Genomic DNA, 12,197 nt, shown 5'->3' with positions numbered 1-12,197 from the left:
CATGTATCAGGAACTTCTCGATAAGAAGGCCAAGCTGGCCGTAGTTGGCCTCGGCTATGTGGGTCTTCCCATCGCCCTTGAATTCGCGCGCCGCATTTCCGTGATCGGCTTCGACATCAACGCCAAGCGCGTGGAGCTGATGAAGCAGGGCATCGACCCCAGCAACGAGCTCGATAAAACCGCCTTCGAAGGCACCGACATCCAGTTCACCGCCTCGATCGACGAGCTGCGCGAAGCCAACTTCTTCGTGGTGGCCGTGCCCACACCCGTCGACGAGCACAACGTGCCCGACCTGACGCCGGTAAAGAAAGCCTCCGAAACGATCGGCAAGGTGATCAAGAAAGGCGACTATGTCGTTTTCGAATCGACCGTATACCCCGGTTGCACCGAGGAAGACTGCCTCCCCATCATCGAGAAGCTCTCGGGCCTCAAGATGGGTGTTGATTTCAAGCTGGGTTACTCGCCCGAGCGCATCAACCCGGGCGACAAGAAGCACACGATCCGCACGGTGGTGAAAGTGGCCGCCGGCTGCGACGCCGAATCGCTCGAGGAGATCGCGAAGACCTACGAGCTCGTGGTGGATGCCGGTGTGCACCGCGCCTCTTCGATCAAGGTAGCAGAAGCCGCCAAGATCATCGAGAACACGCAGCGCGACCTCAACATCGCCCTGATGAACGAGCTATCCATCATCTTCGACAAGATGGGCATCAACACCTACGAGGTGCTCGAGGCCGCCGGCACGAAGTGGAACTTTCTCAAGTTCTCCCCGGGCCTCGTGGGCGGTCACTGCATCGGCGTCGACCCATACTACCTTACCTACAAAGCATCCGAGCTGGGCTACAACAGCCGTGTGATCCTCGCCGGCCGCTATATCAACGACAACATGTCGCTCTACCTCGCCCGCAAGGTGGTGCAGCACATCATCAAGAACGTAAGCGACGTGAAGTCGGCCCGCGTGCTGGTGCTGGGTGCCACTTTCAAGGAGAACGTGAGCGACATCCGCAACTCGAAGGTTGCCGACGTGGTGAAAGAGCTGCAGTCGTTCTTCCTCAACGTTGACGTGCACGACCCGTATGCCGAAGACGAAGAGCTGCGCCACGAATATGGCTTTGGCCTCACCCCGGAGATCGGCAAGGACTACGACGCCGTGATCGTAACGGTTTGCCATGAGCCCTACGCCGCCTACGACGACAAATACTTCGCATCGATCACGAAGCCGAACGCGATCATCGCCGATATCAAAGGTGTTTTCCGCAAGAGCATTAAAAGCCGCCAGTACTGGAGCTTCTAACCATGACTGTAACAGCAACGCCACTCCCCGGATTGTTCATCATCGAGCCCCGTGTGTTCGAGGACAGCCGCGGCTATTTCTTTGAGTCCTACAACGAAGCGGTCTTCGGCGCCAACGGGCTGCCGAACCGCTTCGTCCAGGACAACCAGTCGCAATCATCCTACGGCGTCATCCGCGGCCTGCACTTCCAGCAGCAACCGTACGGGCAGGCGAAACTGATCCGCGCCCTCGAGGGAACGATCCGTGACGTGGTGGTGGATATCCGCAAGGGGTCGCCGACGTACGGGCAGCACTACGCGCTGGAGCTGTCGGCAGCGAACCGCCTGCAGCTTTTTATCCCTGCCGGCTTTGCCCATGGCTTTTCGGTACTGTCGCCCACCGCGGTTATTCTCTACAAGTGCGACCAGCTGTATCATAAGGAAAGCGAAGGCGGCATCCGCTTCGACGATCCCGCCCTGGGTATCGATTGGGGCGTAAGCCTGTCGGAAGCCATAACTTCCGATCGCGACCGCTCGCTGCCGCTGCTCGCCGATTGCATTCACAATTTTACTTTTGAAGGATGAAGTTCCTCGTGACCGGCGCCGGCGGGCAACTCGCCTCCGAGCTTGAAGTGCTTGCTGCGGGCCGTCCCGGCGATCTTTTCGAATTCCTTTCCGTGATTGATCTCGACATCACGGATGGCGAAGCAGTGTGGAAAGCCATTGCCGATTCGGGTGCCCAGTATTGCATTAACGCAGCAGCGTATACAGCTGTCGATAAAGCTGAATCCGACGCTGACACTGCTTTTCGTGTCAACGCCGAGGGCACGCATTTCCTGGCCGCAGCCTGCGCCGCGCGCGGCGTGCGCTTCCTTCACGTGTCGACCGATTACGTTTTCGACGGCAACGGCACGCGACCTTACCGCGAGGAAGACCCGGCGGCACCGGTTGGTATCTACGGCGCCTCCAAGCGAAAAGGGGAGGAGCTTTGCTTCGAAGCGAATCCCGATGCGATCGTACTCCGCACTGCCTGGGTGTATTCTTCTTTCGGCCACAACTTCGTAAAGACGATGCTTCGGCTGATGCCCGAACGCGAGCAGATCTCGGTGGTCAACGACCAGCAGGGATGTCCCACCTACGCCGCCGACCTCGCCGCGGCCATCCTCCATATCGTCGACTCCGGCAAATGGGAGCCGGGCATCTACCATTTTAACAACGAGGGCCCGACCACCTGGTACGATTTCGCCGAGGCGATCCGGGCGCGCTGCGGCTTTGCCTGCACCGTGCAGCCCATCACGACCGACCAGTACCCGACCGCGGCCAAGCGCCCGGCCTACTCGGTGCTCGACACCGCGAAGATCCGCGCCACCTGGGGCCTCCGCATACGCCCCTGGCAGGAGTGCCTGGACGAATGCCTGCGGAAGCTCGGCGCGCTGCCGGAAGCCTGACCCATCCCCCGAATCCTTTCGGCGTGTAGCGCCCTTTGGTGACGCCCTCCGTACCGAAGGGCACTTTCGTGTGCGCCAGGCCGGGAGAGAAGCACCGGGACTTTACAGATAGGCCGGTCTTTCCTATCTTTAAGATGTACCCGCTGGCTACTGCATGAACGAGGTTGTAGACTTTTTCCGCAAACTGTTTGATACATCCGATTGGCCGCCCCGCTGGCATTGCGGCAATTGGACTGAATTTCATGGATGGCTGTACATCATCAGCGACCTGCTGATCTGGTCGGCTTATTTCGCCATCCCGCTGGCCATCCTCCGCTACGCGTCGCGCAGGGCGCATGCCCGGTTTATGCGGATCTACTTCCTGTTTGCCGCTTTCATCCTGGCCTGCGGATCCACGCACCTGCTCGATGCCCTCGTCTTCTGGTTCCCGGCCTACCGGCTCAGCGCGCTGGTGCGGCTCATCACGGGCATCATCAGCTGGATCACTGTTTTCTACCTGGTGCGTTATATGCCCCTGGCCCTCAGCCTTCGCTCCGCCGAGGAGCTCGAGCGGGAGGTGCAGGAGCGCGAGAAGGCCGAGGAGCAGTTGCGCGTGGCGGTCAGCCAGCTCACCGTCGCCCAGGAGATCGCGCGGCTCGGTCACTGGCAGTGGGATGTGCGGAGCAATATCGTATCCTGGTCGCCGGGGATGTACCGTGTGTTCGGTATCGGTCCTTCGGAGCCCGTTGGCCATTACGAGGAGTTCCTTGCGCGGCTGCATCCCGAGGACCGTTCCTTTGTGGATGCAACGATCCGCGAAGCGATGGCCAAGAAGCGCTTCGAGTCGTTCACCTACCGGACCATTACGCCCTCGGGCGCTCTGCGCATTGTGCAGTCGCGCGGTGAAGTGCTTGTTGATGCCGCGGGGACCGTTACCGGGATGATCGGAACCTCGCAGGACATCACCGAGCAGAGCGAGGTGCAGCGCGCGCTCCTCGAGAACGCCGCGCAGCTCGAGGCGTCTAACGCCGAACTGCGCAAGTTTGCCTACCTGGCGTCGCACGACCTGCAGGAGCCGCTGCGCAAGATCCGCACGTTCATCTCGTTGCTCGAGCAGCAGCCGGGTGTCGTTGGCTCGGCGGGTGGTTCCTATTTTGAAAAGATCAGCAGCTCCGCCGAGCGGATGCAGGTGCTGATCGACGACATCCTTCGCTTCTCCCGCTTGCAGAACAATGATGCCGCTTTCGTCGATACCGACCTTGACCGGCTCCTGCAGCAGGAGCTGAAGGAGCTCGCGATCAGCATCCGCGAGAGCGGTGCGCGCATCGAGGCCGACCCGCTCCCGGTGATCCGCGCGGTGCCCGCGCAAATGGGGCAGCTGCTGCAGAACCTGCTGCGCAACGCACTCCGGTTTCAGCGTCCCGGCGTGCCGCCGCTGATCGAGGTACGCTGCCGCCGGCTGGCGGAGGCGGAGCTCCCCGAGGCCGTCCGGGCCACTGTCAGCCGCGACCATGCCCGCTTTGGCGGACGCCTGCCGCAGCAATGGGTGGAGCTCTGCGTGCGCGACAACGGCATCGGCTTCGACCCGGCCTACTCCGAAAAGATCTTCGAGATCTTCCAGCGGCTTCATCCCAACCACAGCTACCAGGGCACCGGTATCGGCCTCGCCATCGTCAAGAAGGTCGTCGACCAGCACCGCGGCGTCGTTCGCGCCGAAGGCCGCCCGGGTGAAGGAGCGGCGTTTTTTGTGTGGCTGCCCGCATAACGAACAGCAGAACAACAGAGCAATCGAACAGCAGAACAACAGAATAAGGGGAGAAAAACAGCGTGGGAGATTGGTGAAAATCACATGGACAGAAAGTCGGGAACGATAAGCTTTGCGAAAACGTATTTGTGAACTACAGCAAAGCATTCGACCTTGATGAGCGATTGATTGATTTTTCAGCTCGGATTATCAAGCTGGCAGAACGGCTCCCGGCAACGCTTGCGGGTAATTACATGGCCGGGCAAATTACTCGGAGCGGAACCGCACCGGCACTGCAGTACGGCGAGGCGCAAGCTGCCGAGAGCCGCGCCGATTTTGTTCATAAAATGAAAGTTGCGCTCAAGGAACTACGGGAAACCTATAATGCGCTCCGGATTATTGCGAAGTGTGGATGGATGAATGATGGAGAAGTACCTGCGCTGGTAAAAGAAAATAATGAGCTCATTTCCATATTCGTGAAAAGCATCAAAACCGCTCAGGCGAAAAACGTTCCCAAACTGCCCACTGCCCCCTCAGGCTGACCCCATTTCAACATTCTGTTGTTCTATTGTTCTGCTGTTCTCTGTTCTGCTGTTCAAAAAGCAAAGGCCTCCGAATGGAGGCCTTTGCTTTTTGTTGAGCTACTAGGATTCGAACCTAGACAGACAGAACCAAAATCTGTAGTGCTACCGTTACACCATAGCTCAATCCGTAAAGGAGTGCAAAAATAAGGGTCGAGATGTTTTCGTCAAAAATAATTTTTAAAAAAATGTTCTAATCCATTGAGGGAGAAGGGCGGTTGCTAGGCAAACTGCATTTTCCCGCCGAGTTCCTCCTGCTCCTGGAGGGCGCGGATCTTGGCCAGCGTACCCTCCACCTTGTCGCAGAGGGCGGTCACCAGTGCGCCGCGCTGGCAATGCTCGTAAGCATGGCGCAGGGCCTCGGCTTCGTCGGCGATGACCGTAACAGGGAGGGCCGGGTTTACCAAGCCGATCCCGTCGAGCAGGAGTCCTTCGATCTCGCTCGCGCTGCGGCCACGGAGGTTCTTATCCATACGCACGATAATGCTGTCGAAATAGCGCGCCGCGGTGGCGCCGATGTTGCGGATGTCCTCGTCGCGGCGGTCGCCGGTGCCGGTGATGATGCCGATCTTCTCGGGGTAATCGAGCTGGCTTACAAAATCGCAAAGCAGCTGCACGCCGGCCGGGTTGTGGGCAAAGTCGGCGAGGAAGGTGCACTTGCGGAGGTGGAAGAAGTTGAGGCGTCCCGGGGTGAGCACGCTCGAGGGCTCGAAGGTGCGCAGCGCATGACGGATGTCTTCGATGCTCACCGCCTTGAACAGGTAGGTGGCCAGCACCGCCGGCAGCACGTTGGCGATGTTGTGCGCCGCCTTACCGAAGTAGGTAACGGGAATGTCTTTCAACGGCAGCACGCGCACCTTCCAGTTCTCCTTCATGATCGTTACATAGCCGTTCTCAAGGATGCAGGCCTTGCCGCCTTTGGCGCAGTGCTCGAGCACCCGCGGGTTGTCCTCGCGCATCGAGAAAAGGCCGATATGGCAATCGAGGTCATTCTTCATTTTATACACCAGGTCGTCGTCGGCGTTGAGGATGGCGTAGCCGCGGCGCGACACGGTTTCGGGCACCACCTGCTTCACGCGCGCCATCTGCTCGATGGTATTGATCCCGCCGAGGCCAAGGTGGTCTTCGGCGATGTTGGTAACGATGGCCACGTCGCACTGCTGGAAGCCGAGGCCGCCGCGGAGGATACCGCCGCGGGCGCATTCGAGCACCGCGAAATCAACCGCCGGATCTTTCAGCACAAACTGCGCCGACACAGGCCCGGTGGTATCGCCGTCCATCATCTTCTGGTTCTGGATATAGATGCCGTCGGACGTGGTGTAGCCCACCTTGCGGCCTGCTGCGCGCACGATGGCGGCGGTGATGCGCGTAGTGGTTGTCTTGCCGTTGGTGCCGGTGATGGCGATGATCGGGATGCGCCCGTCGCCGCCCTGCGGGAAGAGCATGTCGACCACGGGCTCGGCCACGTTGCGGGCGATGCCTTCGGAAGGCTCCACGTGCATCCGGAAGCCGGGTGCCGCGTTGACTTCGAGCACGGCGCCGCCGCTTTCGCTGAGCGGCTCGGAGAGCGTTTCGGCCATGATGTCGATACCGCAGATGTCGAGGCCGATGATCTGCGCGATCCGCTCGGCCATGAAGATGTTGGCGGGGTGCACTTCCTCGGTGACGTCGGTGGAGGTGCCACCGGTGCTCAGGTTGGCGGTCGGCTTCAGCAGCACGAGCTCGCCGGCGGCGGGCACCGTTTCGAGCGTGTAGCCTTTATCGTTGAGCATCTTCCAGGTAAAGTTGTCGACAGTGATCTGCGTCAGCACCTTCTCGTGGCCGTAGCCGCGGCGCGGGTCCTTGTTGGTCTCGTCGATCAGCTCCTGGATCGTGCTGCGGCCGTTGCCGGTAACGGCGGCCGGCGTGCGGCGCGCGGCGCAGATGAATTTGTAGTTGATCACCAGCAGGCGGAAGTCGAAGCCTGTTATGAACTTTTCGCAGATGACGGAGCGGCCGTAGCGCTGCGCTTCGGCAAGCGCGTTGAGCGCGCCTTCCCAGGAAGTAATATTGGTGGTAGCACCCTTGCCGTGGTTGCCGTCGACGGGCTTCAGCACCAGCGGGTAGCCTACTTCGTCGATGGCCTCCTTCAGTTCTTCCTCGTTGCGGATGATGACCCCTTTCGGCACCGGCACTTCGGCGGCGCCGAGCAGGTTCTTCGTGTCTTCCTTGTCGCCGGCGAGGTCCACGGCGATGCTCGATGTGGTGGAGGCGATGGTGGCGCGGATGCGCTTCTGGTGCACGCCGTAGCCAAGCTGCACGAGCGAGTGCTTGTTGAGCCGGATAAAGGGAATGTTGCGCTTCGCGGCTTCCGCCACGATAGATCCGGTGGAAGGCCCGAGACGCGTTTCCTCGCGGATCTCGCGGAGCTCCTGGATGTCTTTTTCGACGTCGTAGGCTTCGCCGGCGGTAAGCGCTTCGGCTACACGCACGGCCGCCTTCGCGGCATATACGCCCGCTTCTTCTTCCTCGTAATTGAATACGACATAATAAACGCCTTCGCGCTCGCCCGTGCCGCGGGTGCGGCCGAAGCCGGTGTTCATACCCGCCAGCGATTGAAGCTCCAGGGCGATATGCTCCACCACATGTCCCATCCAGGTGCCTTCCTCCACGCGGTGAAAAAAGCCGCCGCGCACGCCTTCGCTGCAGCGGTGCGCGATCATGGAAGGAAGCATCGCCTCGATCCTTTCCCGGAATCCCTCGATCTTGTTCGTGGGGCGTTGCTCGAGCTCTTCGAGATCGAGCTTCATCTGGATCAATTTGGGCCGGCGCACGCTCCAGTAATTCGGACCCCGGAGCACCTTCAATTCAAGAATCTTCATGGGCGATAATTAGTCTGCAGCAATATAGCATTTTAGCCGTCCATCTTGTGCAAAGCGGGAGCCGCCGGAAAAGTTTGTTGTGTGTGAAGCATAGTTTGTAGCTTAAGCATTGTTAGCGTAAGCCTAAAACCAAAGCTCCAGACTGCAAACCCCAAACTTCCTACCACGTGCAACGTCGTTCCTTTCTCCGTGATGTATCGCTCCTTTCCGGTGCCGTTTTCGGTGGCCTGTGGCAGCCCGCCTGGAGCCGCAACCTCGATCATTCGCTGAAACGCGGGGCCGGGCTTTCGCCGGTCGATCTTGCGGGCGACGAGGACTTCTGGTACACCGTGCAGCAGGCATTTACCAGCGGACCCAACATCATCAACCTGAATAACGGCGGCGTGTCGCCGGCGCCGCGGATCGTGGCCGAGGCGATGAAGCAAAATTTCGATTTCATCAACGAGGCGCCGAGCCTGTACATGTGGCGCATCCTCGACCAGGGCCGCGAGCCGCTCCGCAAGCGCCTTGCGGCCGTTGCCGGCTGCAGCGCCGACGAAGTGGCCATCAACCGCAATGCTTCCGAAGGGCTCGATACCGTGCTCCTCGGCCTGCCGCTGCAAGCCGGCGACGAAATTGTAGCGGCGCGGCAGGATTACAACCACGCCATCTTCACGCTGCAGCAACGCGAGCGCCGCGACGGCATCAAGGTCAACTGGGTCGACCTGAAGCTTCCTTCCGAAGACGAGCAATACTTCGTGCGGCAATACGTGCAAGCCTTCACGCCGAAGACGAAACTGGTGCTGCTCACGCACGTCATCAACTGGAACGGGCAAGTGCTGCCGGTGGCCGCCATCGCTGCGGAAGCGCAAAAGCGCGGCATCGAGGTGCTGGTCGATGGCGCGCATTCGTTCAACCAGTTTCCCTTCACGATACCGGGACTGCATGCCGATTACTTCGTAAGCTCGCTGCACAAGTGGACCTACGCACCGATCGGTGTGGGCATGCTCTGGGTGCGGAAGGAAAAGATCGCGAAGCTGTATCCGCTGCACGGGAGCAGCGACGCGCAGAGCGCCGACATCCGCAAATTCGAGAGCCTCGGCACGCGCCCGTTCTATATCGAGCAGGCAACGGGCCGCGCCCTCGACTTCAACGAGATGATCGGCCTGGAGCGCAAGCAGCAGCGCCTCAACTTTCTCAAGAATTACTGGATGGATAAGGTGCGCGACCTCCCCGGCCTGCGCCTGCATTCCTCCCCCGACCCGAAGTGGGGCTGCGCCATCGGCCTCCTCTCCATCGACGGCAGGAAGCCGCTCGAGCTCGAAAGCTTCCTGTACAACAAATTCCGCGTGCACAGCACCGTTACCGATTGGGGCGGCATCAGCGGTGTGCGCATCACGCCGAATGTGTACACCCTTACGCGGGATCTTGATGTGTTGGTGGAGGGGATACGTAGTTACCTGAAACAGCAGGGATAATGTGCTGATGTGGTAATGTGGTGATGTGGTAATGCGCTGATAAGGTGCTGAAGAAACGCGTGGGGGCTGCGGCGGATTCCGCCTGAGCGCCGAATGACGCGGCGAGAAGATCCCGTACGCAAGCGTACGGGATGACGATGCAGGCGAAGGAGAAGTACGGCGGCGCGGCCTCGGCTGCAGTCGTCGTGCGGGACATGCTCGTGGCCGCGCCGTTCATCCGCCCCAACGGCAGCCCGTCATCCCGGCGCCTGCGCCGGGATCTTAAAGGGCTGCCCGCTACTCTGGGTCAAGGGCCCATGCGGGGACCTCTCAGGGCTGGCCAACACACTGCAGCTCGTGGCCGCGCCGTTCATCCCCCCCCAACGGGAGCCCGTCATCCCGGCGCCCGCGCCGGGATCTTCGATGATGCCGCCTGTTGAGGGAGCGGCTGTCCATTACCGGAAGCCCGCGACTGACCTGGCTATTCGTGTCCGTTTTCCATTCTCGCGGTACCCCTCCCTATCTTGCATCCATGTCGCTCCACCGCCGCTTGACGCTGATACAGGCCACCGCTATCAACATGATCGATATGGTGGGTATCGGGCCCTTTGTAACGCTGCCGCTGGTGATGGGCATTTTCAACTCCCCCTTTTATATATGGGCCTGGGTGCTCGGCGCGGTCATCGCCTTCCTCGATGGCTGTATCTGGAGCGAGCTCGGCGCGGCCTTCCCGCTCGCCGGCGGCACCTACAACTTTCACAAGGTGGCCTATCCCGGGCGCTGGGGACAGCTCATGTCCTTTCTCTTCGTGTGGCAAACCTCCATACAGGCGCCGCTCGTGGTGGCCTCGGGCGCGCTGGGCTTTATCGAGTACGTCAAATACTTTCATCACGGGCTGGGCTGGTGGGAACAGAAGGCGATCGGTACGATCCTGATCGCCTGCATCGGCGTGCTGCTGTACCGCCGCATCGAGTCGATCGGCAAGCTGTCGGTGGCCCTGTGGATCGGTGTGATCGGCACCATCGGCTGGATCATCATCGGCGGCCTCACGCACCCGCGATTGCCCGTGCGCCTCTTCCCGACAGAAGGCGGCGATTTCCTGAGCGTCGCCTTCTGGGCCGCACTTGGCAGCGCCTCGGTCAAAACGATCTACAGCTTCCTGGGCTACTACAACGTGTGCCATCTCGGTGGCGAGATCCGCAACCCGGGGCGCAACATCCCGCGGAGCATCTTCCTGTCGATCGCGGGCATCAGCCTCCTGTATTTCGGCCTCAATTGGGCGGTGGCCGGCGTGGTGCCCTGGCAGGAAGCGGGCCAGTATAAATACATAGCGTCGGTGGCCATCGAGCGGGTGTACGGGCCGGCGGCGGGGCAGGTGGCTACGGTGCTCGTGCTCTGGATCGCCTTCGCCTCGCTCTTCGCCGTGGTGCTTGGCTACTCGCGTGTGCCCTATGCGGCTGCGGCCGACGGCGCCTTCTTCCCGGTCTTCGCACGCCTGCACCCGAAGCGCGATTTCCCCTACGTGTCGCTGCTCTTCATCCTGGCGCTGGGGCTCCTGTTCCTGTTCACGTTTTCGCTGAAGGAAGTGATCAGCGCCATCCTCGCGATGCGGATCCTGGTGCAGTTCGTAGCCCAGGCGATCGGCGTCGTGCTGCTGCGGTCGCGGCGGGGGGCGGAGCAGCTGCCCTTCCGGATGCCGCTCCACCCGCTCCCGGTGATCGTATCGGTGGCGATCTGGCTCTTTGTGCTCTATTCCACCGGCCGCTTCGCGCTCTGGGGCACGGGAATCGCCCTGCTCGGCGTGCTGGTGTTCTATTTAACAGAAAAGTGGCGGCGCGGATGGGCTGAAACGGTAGCTTTGCGCGAGACCCATCCTCCCAGCCTCCTTCCCTAAGGGAAGGAGGAGTTTGGAGCCGCGGCTGTTCCCCTTCCCTTTGGGAAGGGGTTAGGGGATGGGTCTCCGAAGCAAGCCATCCACATGACCCAACAATATCCCCAAGGAAAACTCATCGCCGTCGGCGGCGCCGAAGACAAAGGCACCGACCTCGAAAAGGGCGAGATCAAGCGCAACAACCTCAACTTTTTTGCCCTCGGCATTCTCCGCCGCATCGTGGAAGAAGCCGGCGGCACCGACGCCCGCATCGAAGTCGTCACCACGGCCTCGATGATCCCCGACGAAGTGGGCGCCAACTACCTCCATGCCTTTGGTAAGATCGGCTGCACCAACGTGGGTGTGATGCGGATCCGCGACCGCGCCGACGCCGTGCAGCCCGAGTACATCGACCGCCTCCTCAACTGCGACGCGGTGATGATCAGCGGCGGCAACCAGCTGCGCCTCAGCGCCACCTTTGGCGGCACGCAATTCCTAAACATCCTGCAGAACCGCTACCGCCACGAGAACTTCGTCATCGCCGGCACCTCCGCGGGCGCCATGGCTATGAGCGGCACGATGATCTACGAGGGAAATGCCGCACAGGCCCACCTCAAAGGCGAAGTGAAAATGACCAGCGGTCTTGGCTTTGTCGACTCGGTGATCATCGATTCGCACTTCGAAAAACGCGGCCGCTTCGGGCGCCTCGCCCAGGCGATCGCGGGCAACCCGAGCTGCATCGGTATCGGCCTCGGTGAAGACACCGGGATGCTCATCACCGGCGGCAACAAGATGGAAGCCATCGGCTCGGGTCTCGTGATGATCCTCGACGGCCACGACATCCGCCACTCCAACATCGCCGACATCCCCGACGGCAACCCCATCTCCATCGAAAACCTCAAGGTGCACCTCTGCGAGCTGGGCAACGGCTACCTGCTCCGCGAGCGGACCTTCCTGCAGGAAGCATCGGAAGGCGCGCTGATCCGCAAGCAGGTGCATGTGGAATAAG

At 60.9% G+C, this 12,197-nt stretch carries 9 protein-coding genes and 1 tRNA gene; 8 read left to right on the top strand and 2 right to left on the bottom strand.

What is annotated here, in order from left to right; genetic code table 11:
* Position 1 precedes the first annotated feature (1 nt).
* The 5 genes from ACYU7Z_RS07255 (at position 2) to ACYU7Z_RS07235 (ending at position 4,982) form a co-directional block, all read left to right on the top strand.
* Positions 2 to 1,291 carry a nucleotide sugar dehydrogenase gene (locus ACYU7Z_RS07255; protein WP_460568864.1) on the top strand — a complete coding sequence of 430 codons (1,290 nt, stop codon included), beginning with the start codon at positions 2 to 4 and terminating at the stop codon, positions 1,289 to 1,291.
* Positions 1,292 to 1,293: 2 nt separating this feature from the next.
* Complete coding sequence (rfbC, locus tag ACYU7Z_RS07250) at positions 1,294 to 1,854, top strand: dTDP-4-dehydrorhamnose 3,5-epimerase family protein (protein WP_460568862.1); 561 nt, start codon at positions 1,294 to 1,296, stop codon at positions 1,852 to 1,854.
* Entirely contained in the window at positions 1,851 to 2,717 is an 867-nt protein-coding gene (gene rfbD / locus ACYU7Z_RS07245) for an SDR family oxidoreductase (RefSeq protein WP_460568860.1), read from the top strand. The genes rfbC and rfbD overlap by 4 nt, the downstream gene beginning before the upstream one ends.
* Positions 2,718 to 2,871: 154 nt before the next feature.
* The gene (locus tag ACYU7Z_RS07240) at positions 2,872 to 4,461 is read left to right on the top strand and encodes a sensor histidine kinase (RefSeq protein WP_460568858.1); all 1,590 of its coding nucleotides are present in this window, start codon (positions 2,872 to 2,874) and stop codon (positions 4,459 to 4,461) included.
* A gap of 128 nt (positions 4,462 to 4,589) precedes the next feature.
* Entirely contained in the window at positions 4,590 to 4,982 is a 393-nt protein-coding gene (locus tag ACYU7Z_RS07235; protein ID WP_460568856.1) for a four helix bundle protein, read from the top strand.
* A gap of 94 nt (positions 4,983 to 5,076) precedes the next feature.
* Here ACYU7Z_RS07235 and ACYU7Z_RS07230 read toward each other — a convergent pair.
* Positions 5,077 to 5,147: transfer RNA gene (locus ACYU7Z_RS07230), tRNA-Gln, on the bottom strand.
* 95 nt (positions 5,148 to 5,242) lie between these two features.
* Positions 5,243 to 7,882 (bottom strand): cyanophycin synthetase, encoded by a 2,640-nt coding sequence (gene cphA, locus ACYU7Z_RS07225; protein WP_460568854.1) that lies wholly within the window; start codon positions 7,880 to 7,882, stop codon positions 5,243 to 5,245.
* A gap of 167 nt (positions 7,883 to 8,049) precedes the next feature.
* Between cphA and ACYU7Z_RS07220 the strand changes: the two genes are divergently transcribed.
* The 3 genes from ACYU7Z_RS07220 (at position 8,050) to ACYU7Z_RS07210 (ending at position 12,196) form a co-directional block, all read left to right on the top strand.
* The gene (locus ACYU7Z_RS07220) at positions 8,050 to 9,339 is read left to right on the top strand and encodes an aminotransferase class V-fold PLP-dependent enzyme (protein ID WP_460568852.1); all 1,290 of its coding nucleotides are present in this window, start codon (positions 8,050 to 8,052) and stop codon (positions 9,337 to 9,339) included.
* A gap of 511 nt (positions 9,340 to 9,850) precedes the next feature.
* On the top strand, positions 9,851 to 11,212 hold the full coding sequence (locus ACYU7Z_RS07215) for an APC family permease (RefSeq protein WP_460568850.1): 1,362 nt from the start codon (positions 9,851 to 9,853) through the stop codon (positions 11,210 to 11,212).
* Positions 11,213 to 11,296: 84 nt separating this feature from the next.
* Positions 11,297 to 12,196, top strand: coding sequence for a cyanophycinase (locus ACYU7Z_RS07210; protein ID WP_460568848.1), 900 nt, complete (start codon positions 11,297 to 11,299; stop codon positions 12,194 to 12,196).
* Position 12,197 lies beyond the last annotated feature (1 nt).

This window comes from Flaviaestuariibacter terrae (assembly GCF_054777635.1).
The sequence above is the reverse complement of the archived record's forward strand: the minus strand, read 5'-3'. Positions and strand labels throughout refer to the sequence as shown.

Excerpts from the sequence above, each read along its gene's own strand:
- ACYU7Z_RS07255 (WP_460568864.1), top strand. The coding sequence starts at position 2 with ATGTATCAGGAACTTCTCGATAAGAAGGCCAAGCTGGCCGTAGTTGGC.
- rfbC (WP_460568862.1), top strand. The coding sequence starts at position 1,294 with ATGACTGTAACAGCAACGCCACTCCCCGGATTGTTCATCATCGAGCCC.
- rfbD (WP_460568860.1), top strand. The coding sequence starts at position 1,851 with ATGAAGTTCCTCGTGACCGGCGCCGGCGGGCAACTCGCCTCCGAGCTT.
- ACYU7Z_RS07240 (WP_460568858.1), top strand. The coding sequence starts at position 2,872 with ATGAACGAGGTTGTAGACTTTTTCCGCAAACTGTTTGATACATCCGAT.
- cphA (WP_460568854.1), bottom strand. The coding sequence starts at position 7,882 with ATGAAGATTCTTGAATTGAAGGTGCTCCGGGGTCCGAATTACTGGAGC.
- ACYU7Z_RS07215 (WP_460568850.1), top strand. The coding sequence starts at position 9,851 with ATGTCGCTCCACCGCCGCTTGACGCTGATACAGGCCACCGCTATCAAC.
- ACYU7Z_RS07210 (WP_460568848.1), top strand. The coding sequence starts at position 11,297 with ATGACCCAACAATATCCCCAAGGAAAACTCATCGCCGTCGGCGGCGCC.